Below are 25,705 nucleotides of genomic sequence, written 5' to 3'. Positions count from 1 at the left end.
TCTGGAAGGCCTTCTGTGTTATATTAATACTTGATATGTTATATGGAAAATCATATAATTAGGTAGGGACTATATAAAAGCTGCATATATGACAGAGGGGTTATCTATGGATATCAAATATTTTGAATATGTAATTGAAATCGTGGAATGCGGTTCCATCAACAAGGCGGCCCAGAACCTGCAGATGCTGCAGCCGAACCTTAGCGTATGCATCAAGAATCTGGAGCAGGAACTGGGATTTCCCATCTTCCGCCGGCAGCACAGCGGTATACGCCTCACCAATGAAGGTGAACTGTTTCTTAAATCCGCCAGGAAGATTGCCACGGAACTGGAAACCATCCACAACATTCCGTCCATGTTCAGCCACAAGGACAACCTTTCCATTTCCTGCACCTATTCATTTGACTTCATGAACCATTTTCTTAAATTCAAGAAGAAAAAACCGCCCACAGCCTGCGAGGACTCATTTAAGGAAACCGGCCTGATCCAGACCATCCGCGATGTGGTGGAACAGCGGTACCGGATGTCCCTGTTTTACTGCTTTGACACGGTCAGCGATACCTATTACGCCCTTGCCAAAAAGCATAATCTGAAGCTGATTCCCATTGCCCGCAACCGTCCCCTGATCCTTCTGGCATCAAAAAAGAACCCCCTTTCACGTAAGAAGGAGATTCCTTTTGACAGTATAACCGATTATAAGTTCATCATGTATGAAAATTTTAAGTTTGACGAATGGCTGAAAATTCTGAACTTTAAAAATGACAATAATATCTTATATGTGTTCGACCGGGGCGGCCTCATCGACGCCATCCGCCAGAGCCGGTATGTCACTGTGATGATGAAACGCTTTACCGATACATACAGCGAGGACTGCGTGGAGATTTCCATTGTGGACGCTCCCTTTGGCATGGACGCCTACTGCCTGTATCACGCCTCCTACACCATGAATTCCAGGGAGAAGCAGTTTATCCGGGAATTAAAGGAGCTGTTTGCGGATCATCCTGCAGATCGGCCCATATAGATATTCAACGGCTCATATAGATATCAAAGAGCTGTCTGGCTATGGGGGCGGCCGCCTTCCCCCCGCTGCCGCCTTCCTCCACCAGAACCGTCACCACCAGCCGCGGGGACTCAGCCGGCGCAAAACCGGTGAACCAGGCGTGGGTTTCCTTTCCTGTCTCAAACTCCGCAGACCCTGTCTTGGCTGCCACCGTATAAGCATCCGTGCGCACAGCCGACCCTGTTCCCTCTGTGACAACCGCCCTCATAAGCTCCGTAAGTCCTGCCGCCTCCTTTGCGCTCATAAGGCTTCCGTACGCGGCGGGCATGAACTTTTTGATGGTTTCATCCCCTGCGCTGACAACAGAGTCCAGAAAATAGGGCTTCATCAGAGTGCCGCCGTTGGCTATGGCAGCCGTAATCATGGCATTGTGAAGGGGAGTAATCTGGGTCGTCCCCTGTCCGATGGAGGTCTGCAGAATTTCCCAGGTTCCGGCTCCGGGTTTCATGTTGTAGGCGCTCTCCTTATAGGGAATCCCGCTCAGGGGAAGCGGTCCGTTAAAGAGAAGGTCCCCGGCGGTGCTGTTCCACTTTCCCAGGTCCATTGTAAGGCCCAGGCTGGCAAATGCGCCGTTGCAGGAATTGGCAAATGCCAGGGTGAAATCCTGATGTCCGTGAGCCGTACTGTGATAGCACTTAATCCGGTATTCCCCGTTCTCGTACACACCGCCGCAGTCAAACTGGTAATTCTTATAATCCGCGGGATGTTCCCGCATATATTCCAGCGCAGTCACTATCTTAAAAGTGGAGCCGGGTGGGTAAAGCCCCTGGGTGGCCCTGTTTAAAAGCTGGCCCTCCTTATTATCCTGGGCGGTCAGGGCTTCCCAGTCCCCCAGCAGGCTGTTGGGGTCGTAACCGGGCTTGGATACCATGGCAAGTATCTTGCCGGTATCCGGCTCCATGGCAATGACCACGCCCTTCCTGGCTCCCAGCGCGGCATAGGCAGCCTGCTGGAGTTCCGTATCCAGGGTGGTGTATACATCGTCCCCCGGATTCTTATTGCCGGTCAGTTCATTTCCCACCTGCTCCATCAGATTCACATGGGAGGTCAGCAGATAGAAATTGGCCAGGGCCTCGATTCCTGTCTTGCCTTTGGTGGAATAGCCCACCGCATGGTCAAAGATATCCCCGAAGGGATACACCCTTGTCTCGTTTCCCCCGCCGTCCATCTGGGTCTGGGCCAGCACCGTGCCGTCCGATGCCAGAATCCTGCCCCTCACGATGCGGTCCGAAAAGCTGTCCAGCCTTGCGTTGTAGGAGTTGTTGATTACATCCTCGCTCTTTACCTGGAGGAAATATCCCAGATAGGCTGCCAACCCCAGGAACAGGGCCACCACCACATAGGTGATGCCCAGAATGCTGCGGTTGGATTTTGAGTTGGGCTTTGGATTGGGCTTTGGATTGGGCTTTGGCCCGGCATCCGCCTTCTTCATCACGGCATCACCTCCTCTCCGGTTTCTTCCTCATCGTTGCGTTTCAGAATGTAAAGCCCCTGGATAATGCCAAACAGCAGGAAGGTTCCCAGGATGGAGCTTCCTCCGTAGCTGACAAAGGGCAGCGTCACTCCTGTGGACGGTATGAATTTGGTCACCCCGCCAACCGTCAGGAATACCTGCACAATATACTCCACCCCCAGGCCAAATGCAATCAGCTTGTAGAACACGGCCTGCATTCTGGCTGCAATCATCATGAACTGGATAAAACAGCCCAGGCAGATAAGAAGTACGCAGATGGCAAAAATGGCTCCCATCTCCTCTGACACCGCTGAAAAGATAAAATCCTTCTCCACCACCGGTATCTTTCCCGGCATTCCCTGGCAGAGTCCCATGCCAAACCATCCCCCTGTGCCGATGGCAAAAAGGGACTGGGTAATCTGGTATCCCTTGTTCTCTATATCGGCCCACGGATTGCTCCAGGCCGCCACCCTGCGGCGCACATGGTCAAACAGCTGGTAGGCTGCCAGGGCGGCTCCTGTTCCCAGGGCGCTTCCCGTTATCAGATACACCCAGCTTCCTGTGGCAACAAACAGCATCAGCAGGTAAGTGACAAAGAAAATCAGGGCGCTTCCCAGATCCTTTGACAGCACCAGAACCAGAACATGAGCGCCGGCCACGGCCGTTGTCAGGAAAATGGTTTTGAAATCCGTGGACTGATAGAACATGGACGCCACAAAAAACACAAAGGTCAGCTTCACAAATTCCGACGGCTGGATGGATACTCCTGCTATGGTAAGGGACAACTGGGCGCCGAAGCTCTCGTTTCCGGCAGCCCATACCACCAGAAGAATCAGGAGCCCTGCCCCCGCATATACCCACTGAAGCTTATAAAGCTGCCATACCCGCTCCATGATATAGGGCACCAGCCAGGCCAGGGCCGCGGATATGACCACAATGGCAAACTGGCGCAGGGCCTTGTCCAGGCCCTTTGCCATGGACAGCCGGGTAAGCATGATAAAGCCCACGCATAACAGCATACAGGCGTTGTTTACCAGCAGTCTGGACACATTCCGGTACAACAGGCGGTACAGGTAAATATAACACAGGAAAAAGACCACCTGCGCCCCGTAAAATGCCAGAAGCATGGCCTGCATTCCCTCGTCCTCTGTCTTCAGGAACATGACCAGGTATGCCAGAAAATGTATGGCGAACATGGCCCGGTTCTGTCTGGCACATACCCTGCGCTTGCGTTCCATATCCGGGAAGGAAAAGAAGCGGAAATTCGCATAGGTATAGACTGCCATCAGCAGTATCATCAGGTATTTGGATATTTCTACAATCAGATTGGTCATAAGCCTCACTCCACTCCGCGCTTAAAGTGTCCCCTGGTAAAGTCTCTGAAGGGGGCTTCCACATCCCTGCCATATACAAAGGAACCGATGAATGCATCCAGTACCTTTTCTGTCTGCTCTGTTCCCTCTACCGTAAACTGAAGGCGGAGGCGATCCGGCATGAGCCGGCCCACCAGCTTTTCGCTGCCCAGCAGGGACAGGGGCGCCGGATTGTAAATGGTATTATAGCAGAAGGAACAGTGATTCTTTACCGGAAGTAAGGCGCCTGTCCTGTCCTTCATCATAAGTGTTCCCCGTTTATGGGTACATCCTTTCACCGTATTGGTAATGCACTGGGCCGATACCATCATGGGCGCGTTTCCATAGATAATAAGCTCGCTGGCCATCCCCAGGCCGCGGCAGGCCCCAAGAACAGGCTCTATCTCACGGCTGTTCAGCTCCCAGGGCATGGTGAGCAGGGATGTCCCCATAGAGGCCAGCACCTCTGCGGACCGGCTGTTCCAGCCATATACCGAGGCGTCCATGCCAAAGGGAAGGGACGTCTTTTGATTTTCCTGTTCCATAAGATCCTTCAGCCATACGGCCTCCTCCAGCGCTCTGATCAACACGCCGTCAAAGCCTGCCTGGCACAGCAGGTGGCGGTTCGCTCCCAGGTACCTCTGGGCATGGGAACGGAATATCTGCGGAAGGGCCAGCCAGCACTGTTTTCCCCTGTCGTGGCAGCGGTCTGCAATATCCCTCCACTGGTCCGGATTAAAACCGTCCGCATCCAGATAGACCACCGATATCTCACCGCGGGCCAGCACAGGAGAAAGCTGGGCTGTTTCTTCCAGGAAGGCGGTGAGGACAGACTGGGATTGCGGGGCCGCGGTTTTGGTGGGAACAGGCCGGAATTGCGCTCCTATGCCCCCTTCACCTGTCAGCACCCTGGCGCCGGTGAGCTTTTTCTCCAGCTCCTGAAAGCCGGTGCGGCGCAGCTCATTGAGGGCCTGGACCGGAAGGAATAAATCTCCTTCTATTTGGGCTGTAAGTGTCTCGAAGCTAAAGGGGCTCCCGCCCGTCTTATTCAGCTGTTTTAATACCTTCTCCCGGGTCATGGGCTGATGTTCGGCCGCCTGGGGCGCCTGGCCCAGAACCTGAACCTTTTCCCCGCGGCTCTCCAGCGTCAGGCGGCTGGGTTCTCCCTCTGCCAGCTCCACATGCCCCCGCACCTTCTCCTTCAGTTCGGCCACCACATAGGTCTTATCCAGATATTCAAAGAGTTTCTGGTTTCCCTCCCTGAACTCCGGTTTTTCCTTCAGCGCAACCATGCCCCGTCCATTGTGCCGGGCATAGTAGCCGTCTGTGAACCCGCCTCTGTCAAAGAGATCCAGGAGCATTTTCCTGTCCTCGGGCTCCACGAAATATCCGTCCCTCCCCTGCTCCAAATACCGGTCCACGTACTTGCGGTAAATGCTCACCACACCCGCCGTATATCTGGGGCTTTTCATCCTGCCCTCTATCTTTAGGGAGTACACGCCTGCCTCTATGATATCCGGCAGGATGTCCAGGGTGCATAAATCCTTCAGGCTCAGCACGTATCTCTCGCTGCTTTTATTGAGAGGGGATGGGCCTGTCCGGCCGGAGGCGGCCGGCTTTTGGTTCCGGTTCTTTTTTCCGGTCTGTTCTATGATTCGGGACCTGGCACCTGACTGGCCGGCCTGCTCAGGCGCGCAATGTTTGTCTTTCTGCCGGCTTAAATCTCCAGGCTCATACACTGTATAGGGAAGACGGCAGGGCTGGGCGCAGCGTCCCCTGTTTCCGCTTCTGCCGCCGATAAGACTGCTCATAAGGCATTGTCCTGAATAGCAGTAGCAAAGGGCTCCGTGTACAAAGCTCTCTATCTCTATGTCTGTCTCATCATGGATCCGCCGTATTTCCTCCAGCGACATTTCCCTGGCGGTGACTACCCGGCTGCATCCCATTTCCTTCATCATCCTGGCCCCGTATACGCTGGTCACTGTCATCTGGGTGCTGGAATGAAGCTCCAGCCCCGGAAAATGCCGGCGCATGAAAGCCAGGGCTCCCAGATCCTGGACGATGACACCGTCCAATCCCCTGTCGCAGTAGGGACGCATGTAGTTTTCCAGCTCCTCCAGCTCATCTTCCTTGAACAGGGTATTGACTGTCATATACAGACGGCGTCCGTGCAGATGCACATAGTCGATGGCCTCCAAAAGCCCCTTTTCATCCGGGTTATCCGCGTAGGCCCTGGCTCCGAACCGGCTGCCCCCCATATAGACCGCGTCAGCTCCTGCTGCCACTGCTGCCTTCATACTGTCAAATGACCCTGCCGGTGCCAGTATCTCTACCTGTCTCTTCTCCATTTTGTCCAACCTTTCCTGAACTGTTTCCCTGAAATAAAAGATGCCTCACGTATCCCCATGAGACATCCCCCTCGTAATCTTCTTATCTTCTTCCACCTTTGTGGGAACCGGCTTTTCTGGCTGCCTGCAGTGCTTTTCTGGCAAGCTCCTCATCCGTCATTCCCCCTGCGGGCGCCGCCGCAATGGGTTCCGCAACAGGCGCAGCAGGCGGTGCCGCGGTTGCCGCTGCCTGAGCGGAAGCTGCCGTCATTCCCCTGCCTGCTTCTGACGCCGGGTTTAACACCCGCAGTGACGGAGCCGGCTGCTTCTGTGCAGTCTGGACTGCCGGCGTGTCCGGCTGCTGCGCGGATACGTCTGCTTCCGGTGTCTGCGGCACGGCCTCCGGCTGGGATGATTCCCGGGCACCGGAACCGGAAACATATTCCGTCCGGGAGGCATTCAGTGTGATGCCCGCCTCCACTTCCACGGTTTCTTTTATCTCCTCCACTGCCTGCACTACGGCATTATTTTCCGTATCAGCGGATGGGTTATTTCTGAGATTCTGAAGGTTTTCCCTGGCCTCCTTTAATTCGCCTTCCAGCTGGGCGGTCCGGCGGTTCAGACGATCCAGTTCCCTCTGGCGCTCCTCCAAGTCCTTAAGCACTGCCTCCAGCTTCATCTGTGTGCTGACCAGCTCATGCTTTAAGCTGTAGGTCTCCTTCTCCATATCGTTCTTCTGACGCTCCATTCCCTCGCCCCATTCCACGGCTTTGAAATAATCGTCTGCTATATTTAACTCCGTCATGACCATCTGGTAATCCGCGCTCTGTTTAGTGAATCCCGGTACCTTCCTCATGGCGCTGTTTTTCTCGTTTACGTAGCTGGCAGCTTTCTGGAGATAGCTCTCATCCTCGCTGCCGCCCAGTGTGTATACTTTTCCGTCTATTAAAACTTGGGTGTAATTTTTTGTATCCATTCTGCTCCCCTGCTTTCCTGCTTTGCTGGTTTGTGGCCTGATGATTTGTGTGGCTGGTTTCCGCGGGCCTGCTGATGCGCCGGCTGGTACGCGGTGCGTCTGCCGGTTTCTTAGTGCGCGGCTGATTCCAGAGGGCGTCTGCCTGGTCCGCTGATGCGTCTGCCTGGTCCGCTGTGCGCGTTCGATTCCGCTGCGCTCCATCTCACTCACGGGCTTCGCCCTATGAAAAAAGACATGGGCAGATTTCCTTATGTGCCGGCACAACGGCAATCTGCCCATGCCTTTTTTCGCACTGCTCATTGCCTACGTGGACATTATACCACACCCCCAGCCTTCTTAACAAGGCGGTTTCTGCATTTCTAGCCCCAGGTGGCGGCAGGCTGTCTCGGTGGCCATGCGGCCCCTTGGGGTGCGGTTGATTAGACCGTTCATAAGGAGGTATGGTTCGTATACCTCCTCCAGGGTTCCTGAGTCTTCTCCCAGGGCCGCTGCCAGAGTATCTAATCCCACGGGGCCGCCGGAGAACTTTTCTATAATCATCAGCAGGATATTCCTGTCGTTCTGGTCCAGTCCCAGCTTGTCTACATCCATGATGTCCAGGGCAAAATCAGTTACCTCCCGGGTAATAACGCCGTCATATTTGACCTGGGCAAAATCCCTGACCCGCTTTAACAGCCGGTTGGCCAGCCTTGGGGTTCCCCTGGAACGTCTGGCCAGCTCCATGGCTCCCCCTGCTTCGATTTCAACGCCCAGGACCCTGGCGGAGTGGAGGATAATGATTTTCAGTTCCTCCGGCGTATAGAATTCCAGCCGCTGGATCACACCAAACCGGTCCCTTAGGGGCGCGGTGAGAAGTCCTGCCCTGGTGGTGGCTCCCACCAATGTGAAATGGGGCAGGTCCAGACGTATGGACCTGGCAGTGGAATCCTTTCCCAGCATGATGTCAATGGCAAAATCCTCCATGGCCGGGTACAGCACCTCCTCCACCTGACGGTTCAGACGGTGTATCTCGTCCACAAAAAGCACATCCCCCTCCTGGAGGTTATTCAAAATGGCCGCCATCTCCCCGGGCTTTTCAATGGCCGGGCCGCTGGTGACCTTCATATTGGTTCCCATCTCATTGGCAATGATGCCGGCCAGCGTGGTTTTGCCCAGACCCGGCGGGCCGTAAAACAGCACATGGTCCAGGGGCTCCCCCCTGGTCTTGGCTGCTTCTATATAGATGTTCAGGGTGGATTTAATCTTCTCCTGCCCCACATAATCCCTGAGACATTGGGGTCGGAGCGTGGTCTCTATGCGCTCGTCTTCCGCCGTCACTTCTGTTGTTATAATCCTGCGTTCCATTTACACCTCTGCATATCCCAATTTGACGTTTGCCAGAATCCCTACAGGAAGGACAAATGCTTCAGGGACGCCTTCAGCACATCCTCCGAAGTCATTCCGTCCGTAACCTCCACCTGCTTCACTGCCCTGGATGCCTCTGTGTTGGTGTAGCCAAGAGCTACCAGTGCCTGGACCGCCTCCTTGGCCGCTTCCACCAGGCCTGCCACGGATGCGCCTGTATCCGCGGCACCCATGCCGGCCCCGCCGGCCATGTTCCCCAGCACATCGTCCATGGATATCTTGTCCTTCAAATCCAGAATCAGGCGCTGCGCCGTCTTGTTGCCAATGCCCGGCGCTTTTGCCAGAGCCTTCACATCCTCGCTGACAATGGCAAGGCGCAGGTCGTCGGGACGGAGCACGGAGAGAATTCCCAATGCTCCCTTTGGTCCGATGCCGTTTACTCCCAGCAGCTGCCTGAACATGTCCCTGTCCTGGCTGTGCAGGAAGCCATAGAGCGTCATGGCATCCTCCCTTACCTGAAAATATGTATAAACCGTCACCTCTTTCCCCATTCCCGGAAGCTCCGGGAGCAGGGAGACAGGTACGTGGATGGCCAGGCCCACATGGCCTGCCTCCACCACGATAACGTCTTCCTCAATGGCCATGAGAGGCCCTTTTACGTAAGAAATCATGTATTCTTCCTGTTCTTTCTCTCTCTAATGTCCTGCCCTTCATCATATCATACCCATGAATTCAATGCAAGTCTGCCGAACAAATATTCTGTTTTGGACCAAACTCCGGGCATCAGACACTTGCGTTCCTGGATTTTTTAGTATACACTAACCCATAGGGGATATCCGGAACTGACCGCAGCTCATATCCGGTTCCCTCTAAAAAGGAGTGACTACACATGATAACCATTAAACATCCTGTTGATTTACCTGACACATATCCTCTGGACCGCATCGGCCCCCTTAAGGACCTGCTTTTTTTCGATATAGAAACCACTGGCTTTTCCGGCGACACATCCCAGCTGTATCTGATCGGCTGCACATATCACGACGGCTTTGGCTGGAAGCTCATACAGTGGTTTGCCGACTCGCGCGAATCCGAAAGGGAGCTTCTGACAGCCTTCTTCACCTTCATGGAACGCTTTAAGATACTGGTACATTTTAACGGAGACGGCTTTGATATCCCCTATCTCCTAAAATGCTGCCGCCGGCTGGATCTGCCCTATAATTTTGACCGCATAAAAAGCGTGGATATCTACAAAAAAATAAAGCCCTACCGCAAGCTGCTGGGCCTTGAGAACATGAAGCAGAAATCCATAGAACAGTTCCTGGGCCTTGCCCGGGAAGACAAATACAATGGAGGGCAGCTCATAGAGGTTTACCGTGAATACCTGATGACCCATGAATCCTTCCTGTACGACCTGCTGATTCTCCACAATGAGGACGACTTAAAGGGCATGCCCTCCATACTGCCCATCCTGAGCTATGCGGATATGATGGAAGCCCCTTTTTCACTGGAATCCCAGCAGCTTTTCACCTATGACGACATGGCAGGAAATGCCTGCCCCTTTCTCAGCCTTACCTGGAAAAGCCGCTGCGCCATCCCGGTGCCCCTGGCATACGACAGCGCCCCGGTGAGCCTGGAGCTGAACCGGGATACTCTTGTATGCAATATTGCCCTCTACCAGGGAGAGCTCAAGTACTTTTATTCCAACTATAAGGACTATTACTACCTGCCCCTGGAAGACACGGCCATTCATAAAAGCGTAGGCGAATACGTGGACAGGGATGCGCGCACAAAAGCCACGGCCCGGACCTGCTACACAAAAAAGCAGGGGCTCTTCCTCCCCCAGTTCGGCGCTCTCTGGTCCCCGGCTCTCATGCAGGAATATAAAGCATCCCTCACCTACGCGGAATATGAACCGGAAATGCTGACCCCGGACAGCATGGCTGACGCCTATGCCAGGCAGATTCTCTCCTATGTGAGCCAGGCAAAGGAACTTTAATATCCTGCACCACACAAAAAAGCCCTGTCAAAAAGACAGGACTCATTTAAACATCATTACCGCATTTTCCTATTTTCTGGGCAAAGCCGCCCGGTAGGTTTCTCCCACCGTATTGCCGGAATAGGCAGCGTACATATGGGTGGTGGTGGAATCGGAATGACCCAGCATGGCCTGGACCGCATGGATATCGGCGCCGCCCCGAATCAGATGGGCCGCAAAGGAATGGCGCAGGGTATGAGGCGTTATATCGGCCTGGATACCGGCCTTTTCCCCGTAGTACTTGATAATCTTCCAGAAGCCCTGGCGGCTCATGGCCTTGCCGCTGCAATTGGTGAACAGCCACTGGGATTCCTTACCCTTAAGCAGCTGTGAGCGTCCCTTTTCCAGATACACGCTCAAAGCCTGCTTGGCCGGCTTCCCAAAAGGAACCATGCGCTCCTTCTGTCCATCCCTGCAGGTGATATAGCCCACCTGCATGTTAAGATCCGAAAGCTCCAGCCCGATTAGCTCTGACACACGTATTCCCGTGGCGTACAACAGCTCCAGCATTGCCTTGTCCCGTATTTCCTTGGATGTTGTCATGCCCGGCTGGTCCAGCAGAGCGTTGACCTCATTCACGCTCAGTATCACAGGGGCCTTTTTCTCAATCTTGGGCGCTTTCAGGAGCTCCGCCGGGTCCTTGCGGATTCGTCCTTCTTTGAACATGAAATTGAAAAAAGCCTTCATGGATGCCAGCTCCCTGGATATGGTGGTCGTGGCCTTCCCCTCTTTTTCCAAAAAAAGGATATATGAATTCAGACTGGTCTTAGTCACCTTTTCAACTTCTGTTATTCCTTTATCCTCCAGAAAAGACTTAAGCTGCATCAAATCTCTCTGGTAGGAAATTTCCGTGTTCCTGGAGGTCTTTTTCACATCCCTCAGGTAGCTCACAAAGCTTTTTATATCGGACGTCATATCGCTATTTTCCCCTAACCCGTTTCTCACAAAAAGTAGCCCAAAATCGTATGCTGACTATCATTATATCTGCATTTTTCCATAAAATCAAACACATTTTTCCCACTTTGGGCCCCATTTTCAGGTGATTAACATAAAACATACAACATGTTGGAAGGGGGTATTTTTGCATGTCAATATGTTGTAAAGCAATGGTAAAATATTTTTCTCACATAACCCCTGAAAAACATCAGAATCCCTTTTCTTTCAGTGTTTTTACCAGCTCCACATAAAACTCCGTCACATCAAATCCCTTGTAATCCTCACGCTTTAAATCAATCATATCACCGTGGGATATACCTCTGTGCTTACGGTTGGCAATGGTACCTTTAAACTCGCCCCACATGGCGGACTCCGGTGTCACCAGCCCGTCATTTTTCCCATCCACAGCCCGGATGATAAGGTAAGGAAACCATAAAAGGGGATCGCTGAGGAAATCCCTCATAACCGATGCGTAACTCTGGTAATAAACCCCCGGCGCATCCGCCACCTCTTCGTTGAAACAGATGCTGGCTCTTGTGCTGAACTGGTGGGTGGCCGTGTAGAAGTCCGGGTGCGAGTCACCGAACCTGCTGAACCACAAATCAAATACACCTGCAATGGCGCGGTACAGGCCTTCGGGCAGCCTGCACGCGTAGTCCACGAACCGGCAGCCCCGGTGAGGCGTATTGATGGTGGTCAGGGACGCTACCATAGGTGCCGCTCCCAGCCTGGATATGGCATAGCGGGAATCCAGGCCGCCCTTGGAGTGGGCAATGATATTCACCTTTTCACATCCCGTCTCCCTGCATATCTCCTGTATTTTTCTGTAAATATCGCCTGCATTGTACGCAACCGTTGCAAATGCCTCCTGGTTGCCGTAGTAGATATCCGCCCCATACCGGGCCAGCTCCCTTGGAATCCTGCCCCAATAGTTAAAATACCGCAGGTCCCTGAACCCCACCCCGTGAACCAGAAGCAGCGGATACCTGGTGCTGCATATCTGCGACTGGGCGCGTACCTGGCGCACGGATTCCTTGTAGCAGGCAAAATCATATTCCCCGTGTACAATTCTCATGGCATAGAGCAGAACCCCCAGGTTAAGACCCGGAATCCACATGGCTAAGAGCATCAGGATGCGGTATTTGAGCCGCAGCCGGACAGAGGTGAAAAATATGCGCAGGATTCCGTTCCACAACAGGATAAACAGCATGATTGCGCTGTAGATGCCGTTTATCCACAGAACCCTCTGGTCATGTACGGCCCGGTACGCCTTGGGATACAGCCATAAAAGGACGGCTGCCTGGGCAGCGAACCCATACAGGGCGCTGTAGCACAGACTCCGGCCGCCTTCCATGATGGTCACCCGCCATGAGGCAAAGAAATCTTTTTTTCTGGGCATGATATTGTAAGCCATCCAGACCAGCCAGGTACAGGCCAGCCCCACAGCCAGAAGCCCTGTCCGCACAGCCGGGCTAACGGCTCCCTCCGGCGGCCAAATCCCTCCTGCCCATACACAGGCTGCCAGGGGTATATTCACTGCATATGGTATGTACAAAGCCAGGAACAGCCGCTTTAAGCAGATTCGTCCCGTTTTTTTCTTCTTCACGTACATCTCTCCTTTTGGATTCCTATAATAACAGCAGAAGCGTACCTGCGGTCAGAAGAACCAGACCTGCAAAGGATTTGCGGTCCAGCCTCTCCCCCAGGAATATTCGGGAAAACAGTATGGTCACCAGAATGCTGAGCTTGTCAATGGGTACAACGACACTGGCAGGCCCCTCCTGCAGGGCCCTGTAATAACACAGCCAGGAGGCCCCTGTGGCAAATCCCGAAATAACGAGGAAACACCAGCTCTTTGGCGCGATTCTATCCAGATGCTTCTGCTTTCCCTGAAGGAATACCAGGAGCCAGGCCATTGCCAGCACCACGCAGGTACGGATGGCTGTTCCCAGGTTGGATTCCACTCCCTGTATTCCAATTTTTCCCAAAATAGCTGTAAGGCTGGCAAATGCAGCCGATAAAAGGGCAGCCCCAAGCCATCTTCTGCTTCCTGTCTTTTCCACTCCTTGGTTCCGCTTCTGAATCATCATCAGGGTGCCTGTCCCAATCAGGACCATGCACAGGATTTTCATACCCCCAAGTCCTTCCCCCAGTATCAGGGCGGCCAGAAACATGGTCAGTATGGTGCTGGATTTATCAATGGAGGCCACCTTGTTCACATCCCCCAGCTGAAGGGCCCTGAAATAAAACAGCCAGGAAGCCCCTGTGGCCACGCCGGACAGTACCAGAAACAGACAGGTTTTGGCGCTTATGGTTCCTATGGAACCAGCTGAACCGGTAAGGAACACCATAATCCACGAAAACACAAGAACCACTGCGGTACGGACCGCGGTGGCCAAATCCGAGTCCGTATCCCTGACGCCGATTTTCGATAAGACGGCAGTCAGGCCGGCGAACACAGCTGAACCGAACGCATACAACAGCCATTCCATATTTGCTTCCCCCATTTATCCTTTGTATCCTGTGCTCCCCTATGGAAAAAGCCCCCACAGGAAGGGTGAAACGAAAACCTCCAGAAACGCCCCTGCGCCGGTGATAATTAACAGCAGAAGTCCGGGCAGGATATGGAGCTTTTTCTGAATCTGGCCTGACCAGCCTGACAGCACGTACCACACCAGGAGATAGACCAGACCATGGGGCAGGACCGTACATAAAAATGCAGCGATTCCCAACAGTCCCTTGCGGATGGTCAGCACAGACAGAACCACTGCCAGGCTCATCCCTGCGTAAAAGGTCAGGAACCCAAACAGCATCTGGCTGCACACAGTAACTCCGGCCAGCCACCCGCCGCAGGTCTCCAGGGCCCTCTGCCTGAATACAGTTATATATTCCTTTACTCCCCTGTTTCCGCTTCCGAAGGAGCCCGCTGCTCCCAGGATACACCCCTGCACCGTGGGACCGCCAAATGCCAGCGCGGCTGCCGTACCGCAAAAAATCCCTGCCGTAAAACAGAACAGCAGCCAGTCCTCATAGGTGAGCGTCCCCAGACGCAGCCTTAACCACCTCATTCCCATGCATTATCCTCCTGTCCCAGTTTACAGGTAAGAAACATATCATCTGCAGCTTCTCCCCCACTACTGTATGACAGAAATACATGGTTTATGACTTAGCCCTTGACCATGGTGTCCTTCTTATCCTCAGAACAGTATTTTCTGGCATAGGCCATAATGGCGGCAATGGTCTTGCCGTCCGTAATCTTTCCTGTGTATATCATGTCCTCCAGCTCTCCCAGGCTGCATGGAACCACATTGATCACCTCATCCTCGTCCAGATTCTGATGGGAGGGAATCAGGTTGTGAGCCACGAATATGTCAATGGCCTCATCGCAGAAGGCAACGGTTGTGGTAAGGCTCATAAGGTACTCCAGGTTCTCCGGTGATTCCACCCTGTATCCTGTCTCCTCCTCCAGCTCCCGGAACGCGCACTCCACCTTGGGCTCCCCCGGCGCATCCAGCTTGCCTGCCGGAATCTCCAGGGTGTAGCGGTCCAGGGCATTGCGGTACTGGCGCACCATAAGGATTTTTCCATCGTCGGCAACAGGCAGGACAGCCGCCGCACCATCGTGATGGATGAAATCCCACCTGGCCTCATGGCCGTTAGCCAGGACCTTGTCCTCGTATATCTTAAGAATGTTTCCCTCATATTTAAGCTGGCGGTCCAGCCGTATCACCGGTATCTGCGTATTCTTTTCCTTATCTTCCATGTCTGTTCCTTCCTCTCTGTTTTGGTTTGATATTATTGTCCTACTTCATGCTCTGGGTCTTCTCATAGCAGGCGTCCGCCGCCTTGATGAGCGCATTTCTCAGTCCGTGCTCCTCCAGGGCTGATACGCCCGCAATGGTGGTGCCGCCCGGGGAACACACCTCGTCCTTTAACTGCCCCGGATGCTTTCCTGTCTCCAGAATCATTTTTGCGCTGCCCAGGACAGTCTGGGCTGCCATGGCATAGGCAGTCTTTCTGGGAAGGCCGTATTTGACCCCTCCGTCAGCCAGGGCCTCAATAAACATGTACACAAAAGCAGGCGAACTGCCGCTGACACAGCCAACTGCGTCCATAAGCCGTTCTTCCACCATCTCCACCCGTCCGCAGGAGGAAAATATGTCCCGTACGGTTTCCTTTTCCTCCTCTGTGCAGGAGCCTTCCCTGCAGGAAATGCCGGTCATGCCTTCTCCCAGCATGGCAGGCGTGTTGGGCATGGCTCTTACCACCCGCACATTCCCGCCCAGGCGCTCTGTGATATTGGAAATCGTGACGCCGGGAGCCAGGGATATCACCACCTGCTCCGGCGTTACCACATCCCTTATCTCCGAAAACACCGCGTCAAAATACTGGGGCTTTACCGCCAGTATCAGATACTTCACCGCCTTTGCGCATTCCCTGTTGGAACCGGCATGGGGCACCTTTGTCCTGGCTGTCACTGCCTCCATCTTATCCTGATGGGCCGCTGAAAATATCATATCCTCCGGTCTGTGCGTCTTGAGAAGCCCGTTTAAAATGGCATTTCCCATGTTTCCCATTCCTATAAAACCAATCTTTACCATCCTCATACCTCCTTGTCATATACATTCAAACCGCAGCAAAGCCCCGGCAGACTGCCTTCTGCAGTGCGCCAGGGCTCCCGGGCATACCTGATGCCTCTTCATTCATCAGTCAATATTCCTCAGTATATCACAAAAATCAAAGGTAGCAAAGTAATCCTCAGGAGTTTCTGCCCTGCGTATCATCTCCACAGTGCCGTCCTCCTTTAACAGAAGCTCTGCTGACTTCAGCTTTCCGTTATAATTATATCCCATGGCGAATCCGTGGGCTCCCGCATCGTGGATAAACAGAAGATCTCCCTTTTTAATTTCCGGAAGCATGCGGTCAATGGCAAACTTATCGTTGTTCTCGCACAGGGAACCTACCACATCGTACATGCGGGTACATGGCTCATCCTCCCGGCCCATGACCGTGATGTGATGGTAAGCACCGTACATGGCCGGCCGCATCAGGTTCACGGCGCAGGCGTCCACGCCCACATACTCCTTATAAGTGTGCTTCTCATGGATGGCCTTTGTCACCAGGGCGCCGTAAGGTCCCATCATGAAACGTCCCAGCTCCGTGCACAGAGCCACATCATCCATACCGGCGGGAACCAGAATCTCTTCATAGACCCTTCTTACGCCGTCACCAATTGCCAGGATGTCATTGGGCTCCTGGTCCGGACGGTAGGGGATTCCGATGCCGCCGGACAGATTGATGAACGCGATATGGACGCCTGTCTCCTCTTTCAGTTTAACAGCCAGCTCAAACAGAATCTTTGCCAGCATGGGATAGTATTCATTGGTCACCGTATTGCTGGCCAGGAACGCATGTATGCCGAAATGCTTTGCGCCCTTTTCCTTCAGAATCTTAAATGCCTGGCCAATCTGCTCTGCGGTCATGCCGTATTTGGAATCGCCGGGATTGTCCATGATGTCATTGCTGATTTTAAACAGACCGCCCGGGTTAAAACGGCAGCTGATGGTCTCCGGAATATGTCCCAGGGTTTCCTCCAGACACTGGATATGAGTGATATCGTCCAGGTTGATGATGGCTCCCAGCTTTTCCGCATAGGCAAATTCCTCAGGAGGCGTATCGTTGGAGGAAAACATGATGTCAGAACCGGAAAAACCGCATGCCCTGGACATCATAAGCTCTGTCATGGATGAGCAGTCCGTGCCGCATCCCATGTCTTTCAGTATATTTAACAGGAAAGGATTGGGCGTGGCCTTGACCGCAAAATATTCCTTATATCCCCTGTTCCAGGAAAATGCCTGCTTAAGCCTGGCGGCATTCTCCCTGATTCCCTTTTCATCGTAAAGATAAAAGGGCGTAGGGTATGTCCTCTCAATCTCCCTTAATTGTTCCAGTGTTGCAAATGGCTTCTTATCCATTATCTATGTGTCTCCTTTCCCTTTTTGCGCAAAAAGCCTGTCAGGAAGTACAATATGTTCAATTGTACTCCCGGGCAGACTTCCTTGTCCAGTGTTTTTTAGTTATGCTCTACTCGATATTAATAACTCTCATAATATTGGTCTGGGTGGCTGCCTCATGGCGTCTTGCGTAGGTTACGACTCCGGCTGTGATGACGGCCAGCTCGCCTTCCTCCACAAGACCTCTGTTCTTAAGCTCCTCCACCGAGTTCTCAATCAGTTCGTCCGTGGACTCTGCGCGGCGGGACCATACCGGTACCACGCCCCACTGAAGCTGCATCTGGCGGACCGTAGCCATGCTGGGGGACATGCCGATGATTCTGGCGCCAGGTCTCCATTTAGAGAGCATCTGGGTGGTAAAGCCTGTAATACTGGGAGCGATGATGACATCCGCATCCAGGTCATGAGCGGTTGATACAGAGGCAAAACACACTGCATTGGAAACATTCTTCATGTTCTGCTCCGTCACCTTCCTCTGGCGGTACCCTGCATAGTCCAGATGCATCTCTGTCTCCAGTGCAATGGAAACCATCATCTTAAGGGCGTCCACAGGATACTTGCCCATGGCTGTCTCACCGGAAAGCATCACCGCGTCCGTGCCGTCATACACTGCATTGGCAACGTCCGTCACCTCGGCCCTGGTTGGCCTTGGGTTGCGGATCATGGAATCCAGCATCTGGGTGGCTGTGATAACAATTTTACAAGCCTCGTTGCACTTGCGGATAATTTTCTTCTGGATGTGGGGAACCTTCTCTGCCGGTATCTCCACGCCCATGTCGCCTCTGGCTACCATGATGCCGTCCGCTGCCTCGATGATGGCGTCCAGATTCTCGATGCCCTCCGCGTTCTCAATCTTTGCAATAACCTTCATACTGGAACCCTGCTCATCCAGCATGGCCTTGATTTCCTTAATACAGTCAGCTGTACGTACAAAGGATGCCGCGATGAAGTCAAAGCCCTGCCTGATTCCAAAACGGATATCCTCTTTGTCCTTATCTGTCAGGGCCGGAAGCTTAATCTTTACATTGGGCACATTGACGCCCTTCTTCTCTCCCAGCTCTCCTCCGTTGATGACCTCACAGACAATGTCTGTATCCTTCACCTGGCGCACTTCCAGCTCAATCAGTCCGTCGTCAATGAGAATCCGGTTGCCCGCGGCAACATCCTCATTCAGTCCGCTGTAATTGATATAGCCGATGGTATCGTCACCTACCAGCTCCCTGGTGGTCAGGGTATAGGTCTGGCCTTCCTTCAAAGTCACCTTTTTGCCGTCCTTAAGCTGCCCTGTACGGATCTCCGGTCCCTTGGTATCCAAGAGCGCTGCGACCGGAATATCCAGCTCCTTGCGCACTTCCTTTAACAGCTCCAGGCGTCCCTGATGCTCGTTGTAGTCCCCGTGTGAAAAGTTAAAACGGGCCACATCCATACCATTCCTGGCAAGCTCCATCATAATGTTTTTGTCGCTGGTATTGGGGCCCATGGTACAGATAATCTTGGTTTTTTTCATGTTTCTTCCTCCATAAAATTGTGAGAGTTAATTGAAAGTTAATAGTGTAACGGCAGATTCAGACGTGAAAGACGGAATCATGATTTGGGGGAATCCGATTTTTTCACGTGCTGGTGTGTATATAAATGATCCATGCAGTACTCATAGCTGCCTTCACATTTTGAACAATAGCGGAACTCCATGCCGGGACTTTCCTCGTCGGTCCTGCCGCAGACCGCGCACTTGTGGTGGGTGCGGTTTACGGGCCGCATGGTCTTTACCTTGAAATCCTGCTTGCGCTTTACTTCCTTTGGGCTGTATTTCTTAAAGTCCTTTGTCATCAGGAAGAAAATGATGAAGTTGGCAAGGGACAGGAAAATGGCGATTCGCTGGGGTAAGCTGCCGTATACGAACCCGAACACCAGGAAAAAGGCATCAAACAGCGCCAGCCATTTGGCCTTGATGGCAAGTATAAAGTAAATATAAAAGTATTCCTCCGGGAACATCACTGCGTAAGCCAGGAATATGGACATACTCAGGTAAGAGGTGTTAAGGTGCATATCCCATCCCCAGATAAAGTATACAATAAACTCGGCAAGTATGATGCCGATGGCTCCCATAAAAAAGAACACGTTAAAGCGGAACGCTCCCCACACCGCCTCCAGGGACCGGCCCAGTGAATAGTACATGAGCGCCGCAAAAATAATCCAGAAGGGGCTCAGTGTGGGCGGGTACAGCAAAAATGTCACCAGCCTCCAGACCTGTCCGTGAAGAATAGCCTCCGCGTCCAGACTCAGGTACCGGGTAAAGAACATGGGGTCCATGTACATCATGACAAAACCCATGACATACATAATGATAATGTAATACATCAGGTTGTGAATGGCATATCTGCCAAACCGGCGCTCAAGCTTATTAAAAAATCTCATCCTATCATCCTTTTCATTTGCCTGTGTGGCTTTATTTAAAACAGGTCTTTCTTATTAAATATATACGCAACAAACAGTGACAGCAGAAGGGTCAGGCCCAGTACTATGGCAAATCCGTAGGGACTGTCCGCAAAAGGCATGCCATGAGAGTTTACGTTCATGCCGTAGAAGCTGGCAATCATGGTTGGTATGGACAGAACAATGGTAACGGTAGCCAGAAACTTCATGACAATATTCAGGTTGTTGGAGATAACCGATGCAAACGCATCCATGGTGCCGCTCAAGATGCCGCTGTATATGTTGGCCATCTCAATGGCCTGCTTGTTCTCCACGATTACATCCTCCAGCAGGTCCGTGTCCTCCGGGTACTTCTTTATCTTCTCAATGCGCAGCAGCTTTTCCAGCACCACCTCGTTGGAACGAAGGGAGGTGGTAAAGTATACCAGCGACTTCTCCAGCTCCAAAAGCTCAATCAGCTCCTCGTTCTTCTGGGACTGGTGGAGCTTGCGCTCAATGACTTCACTCTTTTTATCAATGATTCGGAGGTATTGCAGGAACTGGGTGGCATTTTTATAGAGAATCTGCAGGATAAACCTGGTTTTCATGAAGGTGTGGAAATCCCTCACCCTTCCGTCCATAAAGGAAGTGAGCACAGGCGTCTCCTCCAGGCAGACCGTAATCAGCACATCCTTGGTGGTGATGATAGCCAGAGGGATGGTGACAAACCAGTCCTTGCCGTTGCGCTCCTCTATGGAAGGAATGTCCACCAGAATCAGGGTGTATTCATCCTCCACCTCTATACGGGACCGCTCTTCCTCATCCAGAGGCGCCCGCAAATGGTCCGGATCAATCTGATAGGTATCTGCGATGTCAATGATTTCTGAGGCTGTAGGGTTTGTTAACGCAATCCAGCAGCCAGGCTGCATCTCTTCCTTTTCGTGCATAGCACCGTCTTCGGTCTTAAAAATCCGTATCATGCGAACTCTCCCCCATTCTGAAATTATACGTTCTCATTATAGTGACTGCCCCCGCTTTTGTCAAATGAAATAGCCTTCCATTTTATATTATACCGAATATTTTTCAGGGAGAATACATAAATTTTACCTGAACAGTAAAAAGGGAACCTTAGAAACATGCACAATTTTCGCCATTTCTTCACGATTTTTTAACGCCTGTCCCCAATTGTATTTATACTTATTTTATGTTAAACTCTACTATGAATGTCCAGCGTCTTATCGCCGGAATTTGTTGCATAAGTCACAGTATTCCCCATAAAACTGTATTATGATACATGTAAAACAGCTTTACGGTCCCCCAGTACTGCCGGACATGGTTTTCCCCCATGGAGCGGCGGAACAGCCGTCAAGTTACAAAGGAGGTCAGGGTAAAACCCCGCATATATGAAATTACATACAAATACCCTTACGCTTGGAATCGACATTGGTTCCACAACCGTCAAAGTTGCACTGTTAAATCAGGCTTCCCATATAGTATTCTCCGATTATGAACGCCATTATGCCAATATACAGGAAACTCTGGCGGGACTTTTAAAAAAGGCCCGTGAGATAACCGGACCCATTCAGGTAATCCCTGTTATAACCGGTTCCGGAGGGCTCACCCTCTCCTCCCATCTGGAGGTTCCCTTTGTCCAGGAGGTAGTGGCCGTGGCCTCTGCGCTTCAGGACTTCGCGCCTCAGACCGATGTGGCCATCGAGCTGGGCGGTGAGGACGCAAAAATTATTTATTTCACCGGAGGCATCGACCAGAGAATGAACGGAATCTGTGCGGGAGGCACCGGTTCTTTTATTGACCAGATGGCGGCCCTGCTCCAGACGGACGCTTCCGGCCTCAATGATTATGCAGAACATTATAAGGCCATATACCCCATTGCGGCCCGCTGCGGTGTGTTTGCAAAATCCGACATACAGCCCCTGATTAATGAGGGCGCCACCAGGGAAGACCTGGCTGCCTCTATTTTCCAGGCCGTGGTCAATCAGACCATCAGCGGTCTGGCCTGCGGCAAGCCTATCCGGGGAAATGTGGCGTTCTTAGGCGGTCCCCTCCACTTCCTGCCTCAGCTTCGGGAAAGCTTCATCCGCACCCTGCGCCTGACGCCGGAGCAGGTTATTGCGCCGGATCACTCCCACCTGTTCGCTGCTGTGGGGGCAGCCATGAATCCCCAGGATAACCAGGAGGCTATTCCCCTGGAGACCCTGATTCAGAGACTGTCCTCAGGCATTAAGATGGATTTTGAGGTCAAGCGCATGGAGCCCCTCTTTAAGGACCAGGAAGACTATGACCGGTTCTGTGCCCGCCATGCCAGCAACCATGTAAAGAGCGGGGACCTGTCCTCCTATGAGGGGTGCTGCTACCTGGGCATTGACGCCGGTTCCACCACCACCAAGGCTGCCCTGGTAGGCGAGGACGGCACACTGCTGTACCGTTTCTATGACAATAACAACGGAAGCCCTCTGGCCACTGCCATCCGGGCTATCCGGGAGATAAAGGAACAGCTGCCTGAAACCGCCCGTATTGCCTACTCCTGTTCCACCGGTTACGGCGAAGCCTTGTTAAAGGCAGCCCTGATGCTGGATGAGGGAGAGGTGGAGACCATATCCCACTACTATGCGGCTGCTTTCTTTGAGCCGGATGTGGACTGTATTCTGGACATCGGCGGACAGGATATGAAGTGCATCAAGATTAAGGACGGCACAGTGGACAGCGTACAGCTCAACGAGGCATGCTCCTCCGGCTGCGGTTCTTTTATCGAGACCTTTGCCAGGAGCCTGAACTACAATGTGGAGGATTTTGCCAGGGAAGCCCTGTTTGCCAAAAATCCCACGGACCTGGGCACCCGCTGCACGGTATTCATGAATTCCAATGTAAAGCAGGCCCAGAAGGAAGGAGCCACCGTGGCCGACATTTCCGCGGGTCTGGCTTATTCCGTTATTAAGAACGCATTATTTAAGGTAATTAAGATAACAAATGCTTCCGACCTCGGAGAACACGTGGTGGTCCAGGGAGGCACTTTCTACAACGATGCCGTGCTCAGAAGCTTTGAAAAAATATCAGGATGCCCGGCAGTACGCCCGGACATCGCAGGCATCATGGGCGCCTTTGGCGCTGCCCTCATTGCCAGGGAACGCTATCACATGGCCAGTGAACCGGAGACCTCCATGCTCTCCCTTGAAAGGATCATCGGCCTTAAGTACAGCACCTCCATGACCCGCTGCAAGGGCTGCAACAACCACTGTGTGCTGACCATCAACCAGTTTGGAAGCGGACGCCGCTTTATCTCAGGCAACCGCTGTGAGAGGGGTCTTGGCCTTGAAAAGGCCAAGAAAGAGATTCCCAATCTGTTTGATTACAAGTACCACCGGATGTTTGACTACGAATCCCTGCCCATGGACCAGGCGGACCGCGGTACGGTAGGCATTCCCAGGGTGCTCAACATGTATGAAAACTTCCCCTTCTGGGCTGTGTTCTTTAAGAAGCTGCGCTACCATGTGGTGCTGTCTCCCCAGTCCACCAGGCAGCTCTATGAGCTGGGAATCGAATCCATCCCCAGCGAATCCGAGTGTTATCCTGCCAAGCTGGTACACGGACATGTGACCTGGCTCATCAAGCAGGGCGTAAAGTTCATCTTCTACCCCTGCATCCCCTATGAGCGCAATGAAAGCCCGGACGCAGGCAACCACTACAACTGCCCCATGGTCACCTCCTATGCGGAAAACATTAAAAATAACGTGGAGGCGCTGGCCGAGGAAAACGTGCGTTTTATGAATCCCTTTATGGCGTTTACCAACGAGGAGATTCTCACCGATACCCTTGTAAAGGAATTTTCCAGGACATTCCAGATTCCGGCTGCCGAAGTCAGGATGGCTGCCCATGCCGCCTGGCAGGAGCTGACTGCCTCCCGCGATGATTTGATGAAAAAAGGCGAGGAGACTCTGGCCTGGCTGAAGGAACACGGAAAGAGGGGCATAGTCCTGGCCGGCAGGCCCTATCATGTGGACCCTGAGATTCATCACGGTATACCGGAGCTGATTACCTCTTATGGATTTGCCGTCCTCACCGAGGATTCCATATCCCATCTGGGCAGGGTGGAACGGCCTCTGGTGGTGACGGACCAGTGGATGTACCACTCCCGCCTTTACGCTGCTGCCAGCTTTGTAAAGACCCAGGATAATCTGGATCTGATTCAGCTCAATTCCTTTGGCTGCGGGCTGGATGCAGTGACCACGGACCAGGTTGCCGATATCCTGACCCATTCCGGCAAGATTTATACGGTGTTAAAGATTGACGAGGTCAATAACCTGGGAGCTGCCAGAATACGTATCCGCTCCCTCATCGCAGCCTTAAAGGTAAGGGACCAGAGACATTTTGAGCGCAGGGTGGTGTCCAGCGCCTATCACCGGGTGGTGTTCACCAAGGAGATGAAGAAGGATTACACCCTTCTCTGCCCCCAGATGTCGCCCATTCATTTTGACCTTCTGGAGCCGGCCATCCGCTCCTTTGGATATAAAATCGAGGTATTGCAGAACCACAACAGAAACGCAGTGGACGTGGGACTCCAATATGTAAATAACGACGCCTGCTACCCGTCCCTCATTGTCATCGGACAAATCATGGACGCCCTGCTGTCAGGCAAATATGACCTGGACCACACGGCTGTCCTCATGAGCCAGACCGGCGGCGGCTGCCGCGCATCCAACTACATCGGCTTCATCCGCAGGGCTCTGGAAAAGGCGGGAATGCCCCAGATACCGGTCATCTCCGTCAACGCCAACGGCATGGAGACAAATCCCGGCTTCACCTTCACCGTGCCTCTGCTGACAAAAGCCATGCAGGCCATTGTGTACGGGGATATCTTCATGCGGGTTCTCTATGCCACCCGGCCCTATGAGGCAGAACCAGGCAGTGCCAATGCCCTTCACATGAAATGGAAGGCCCGCTGCATTGCCTCCCTGTCCAAGAAAAACGCGGCCATGATAGAATTCGGACGCAATATAAAGGGGATTATCCGGGATTTTGACGCTCTCCCAAGGCTGGATGTAAAGAAGCCAAAGGTGGGCATTGTAGGGGAAATCCTGGTGAAATTCTCACCTCTGGCCAACAACCACATTGTGGAGCTGCTGGAATCCGAGGGTGCCGAGGCAGTGATGCCGGATTTGATGGATTTCCTGCTGTATTCCTTCTACAACAGCAACTTTAAGGCCGAGCACCTGGGCTCCAAAAAATCCACCGCCAGACTGTGCAACGCAGGCATTGCCTTGTTGGAGTATTTCCGCAGGACAGCCAGGAAGGAACTGACGGCCAGTATGCATTTTACGCCCCCATCAGCCATCAACGAGCTGGCCCAGATGGCCAAAGGCTTCGTATCCCTGGGCAACCAGACCGGCGAGGGATGGTTCCTGACCGGCGAAATGCTGGAGCTGATTCACAGCGGCGTAAACAACATCATCTGTACCCAGCCCTTCGGATGCCTGCCCAACCACATCGTCGGCAAAGGCGTCATCAAGGAACTGCGCCGGAATTACCCCCTGTCCAATATCATCGCCGTGGACTACGACCCTGGCGCCAGCGAAGTGAACCAGTTAAACAGAATCAAGCTCATGCTGGCCACAGCCCAGAAGAACCTGAAAACAGAGAGTTCCCGGGAGGACCGCGGAAACGGAAGGCGCCCCGTGGCTGCCTACAGCCCCTGCCTGGGAACCATGTCGCATACATAAAACGGTGTACGGAAACTACAAGCTGTATCCCGCCATTTACGGAATAATGTATATAATCAAA

At 52.8% G+C, this 25,705-nt stretch carries 19 protein-coding genes; 3 read left to right on the top strand and 16 right to left on the bottom strand.

Going from position 1 to position 25,705, the window contains the following annotated elements; translation table 11 throughout:
- Positions 1-106: 106 nt before the first annotated feature.
- Positions 107-1,021, top strand: a complete 915-nt coding sequence (locus CGC65_RS05480) for a LysR family transcriptional regulator (RefSeq protein WP_002567930.1) — start codon at positions 107-109, stop codon at positions 1,019-1,021.
- Between the two features lie 4 nt (positions 1,022-1,025).
- Here CGC65_RS05480 and CGC65_RS05475 read toward each other — a convergent pair whose 3' ends face one another.
- From CGC65_RS05475 to ruvA, 6 genes are all read right to left on the bottom strand, one after another.
- On the bottom strand, positions 1,026-2,492 hold the full coding sequence (locus CGC65_RS05475) for a peptidoglycan D,D-transpeptidase FtsI family protein (protein ID WP_002567931.1): 1,467 nt from the start codon (positions 2,490-2,492) through the stop codon (positions 1,026-1,028).
- Complete coding sequence (locus CGC65_RS05470; protein WP_002567932.1) at positions 2,492-3,847, bottom strand: FtsW/RodA/SpoVE family cell cycle protein; 1,356 nt, start codon at positions 3,845-3,847, stop codon at positions 2,492-2,494. The genes CGC65_RS05475 and CGC65_RS05470 overlap by 1 nt, the downstream gene beginning before the upstream one ends.
- Before the next feature lie 5 nt (positions 3,848-3,852).
- On the bottom strand, positions 3,853-6,213 hold the full coding sequence (locus tag CGC65_RS05465; RefSeq protein WP_002567933.1) for a U32 family peptidase: 2,361 nt from the start codon (positions 6,211-6,213) through the stop codon (positions 3,853-3,855).
- An 82-nt stretch (positions 6,214-6,295) separates the two neighbouring features.
- Positions 6,296-7,168 carry a cell division protein ZapA gene (locus CGC65_RS05460; protein WP_002567934.1) on the bottom strand — a complete coding sequence of 291 codons (873 nt, stop codon included), beginning with the start codon at positions 7,166-7,168 and terminating at the stop codon, positions 6,296-6,298.
- A 336-nt stretch (positions 7,169-7,504) separates the two neighbouring features.
- Positions 7,505-8,512, bottom strand: coding sequence for a Holliday junction branch migration DNA helicase RuvB (gene ruvB / locus CGC65_RS05455; protein WP_002567935.1), 1,008 nt, complete (start codon positions 8,510-8,512; stop codon positions 7,505-7,507).
- A 41-nt stretch (positions 8,513-8,553) separates the two neighbouring features.
- A complete protein-coding gene (gene ruvA / locus CGC65_RS05450) occupies positions 8,554-9,183 on the bottom strand; it encodes a Holliday junction branch migration protein RuvA (protein ID WP_002567936.1) in 630 nt (209 codons plus the stop codon).
- A gap of 218 nt (positions 9,184-9,401) precedes the next feature.
- Between ruvA and CGC65_RS05445 the strand changes: the two genes are divergently transcribed.
- Positions 9,402-10,508 (top strand): exonuclease, encoded by a 1,107-nt coding sequence (locus CGC65_RS05445; RefSeq protein ID WP_002567937.1) that lies wholly within the window; start codon positions 9,402-9,404, stop codon positions 10,506-10,508.
- A gap of 69 nt (positions 10,509-10,577) precedes the next feature.
- Here the strand turns inward: CGC65_RS05445 and CGC65_RS05440 are convergent, their stop codons facing one another.
- The 10 genes from CGC65_RS05440 to CGC65_RS05395 all read right to left on the bottom strand — a co-directional run bounded on the left by CGC65_RS05440 (position 10,578) and on the right by CGC65_RS05395 (position 20,889).
- Complete coding sequence (locus CGC65_RS05440) at positions 10,578-11,462, bottom strand: site-specific tyrosine recombinase (protein ID WP_002567938.1); 885 nt, start codon at positions 11,460-11,462, stop codon at positions 10,578-10,580.
- Between the two features lie 229 nt (positions 11,463-11,691).
- Positions 11,692-13,089 (bottom strand): lipase family alpha/beta hydrolase, encoded by a 1,398-nt coding sequence (locus CGC65_RS05435; RefSeq protein ID WP_002567939.1) that lies wholly within the window; start codon positions 13,087-13,089, stop codon positions 11,692-11,694.
- A gap of 22 nt (positions 13,090-13,111) precedes the next feature.
- Positions 13,112-13,975 (bottom strand): EamA family transporter, encoded by an 864-nt coding sequence (locus CGC65_RS05430; RefSeq protein ID WP_038282327.1) that lies wholly within the window; start codon positions 13,973-13,975, stop codon positions 13,112-13,114.
- Positions 13,976-14,014: 39 nt separating this feature from the next.
- A complete protein-coding gene (locus CGC65_RS05425; protein WP_002567941.1) occupies positions 14,015-14,557 on the bottom strand; it encodes a hypothetical protein in 543 nt (180 codons plus the stop codon).
- Positions 14,558-14,649: 92 nt separating this feature from the next.
- On the bottom strand, positions 14,650-15,246 hold the full coding sequence (locus tag CGC65_RS05420) for an NUDIX hydrolase (protein WP_002567942.1): 597 nt from the start codon (positions 15,244-15,246) through the stop codon (positions 14,650-14,652).
- 40 nt (positions 15,247-15,286) lie between these two features.
- Positions 15,287-16,084 (bottom strand): pyrroline-5-carboxylate reductase, encoded by a 798-nt coding sequence (proC, locus tag CGC65_RS05415; RefSeq protein WP_002567943.1) that lies wholly within the window; start codon positions 16,082-16,084, stop codon positions 15,287-15,289.
- Positions 16,085-16,189: 105 nt separating this feature from the next.
- Positions 16,190-17,458 carry a diaminopimelate decarboxylase gene (locus CGC65_RS05410; protein WP_002567944.1) on the bottom strand — a complete coding sequence of 423 codons (1,269 nt, stop codon included), beginning with the start codon at positions 17,456-17,458 and terminating at the stop codon, positions 16,190-16,192.
- 109 nt (positions 17,459-17,567) lie between these two features.
- Positions 17,568-19,004 carry a pyruvate kinase gene (gene pyk / locus CGC65_RS05405; RefSeq protein WP_002567945.1) on the bottom strand — a complete coding sequence of 479 codons (1,437 nt, stop codon included), beginning with the start codon at positions 19,002-19,004 and terminating at the stop codon, positions 17,568-17,570.
- A gap of 77 nt (positions 19,005-19,081) precedes the next feature.
- Positions 19,082-19,912 carry a rhomboid family intramembrane serine protease gene (locus tag CGC65_RS05400; RefSeq protein WP_002567946.1) on the bottom strand — a complete coding sequence of 277 codons (831 nt, stop codon included), beginning with the start codon at positions 19,910-19,912 and terminating at the stop codon, positions 19,082-19,084.
- A 35-nt stretch (positions 19,913-19,947) separates the two neighbouring features.
- Positions 19,948-20,889 carry a magnesium transporter CorA family protein gene (locus CGC65_RS05395; protein WP_002567947.1) on the bottom strand — a complete coding sequence of 314 codons (942 nt, stop codon included), beginning with the start codon at positions 20,887-20,889 and terminating at the stop codon, positions 19,948-19,950.
- A gap of 423 nt (positions 20,890-21,312) precedes the next feature.
- On the opposite strand from CGC65_RS05395, the gene CGC65_RS05390 reads away from it, so the two are divergent.
- The gene (locus CGC65_RS05390) at positions 21,313-25,644 is read left to right on the top strand and encodes a 2-hydroxyacyl-CoA dehydratase (RefSeq protein ID WP_002567948.1); all 4,332 of its coding nucleotides are present in this window, start codon (positions 21,313-21,315) and stop codon (positions 25,642-25,644) included.
- The last annotated feature ends 61 nt before the right edge of the window (positions 25,645-25,705 follow it).

It is taken from the genome of Enterocloster bolteae (assembly GCF_002234575.2).
GTDB classification, from domain to species: Bacteria; Bacillota; Clostridia; order Lachnospirales; family Lachnospiraceae; genus Enterocloster; species Enterocloster bolteae.
Note: the sequence above shows the minus strand (reverse complement) of the source record. Positions and strands in the feature narration are given on the sequence as shown.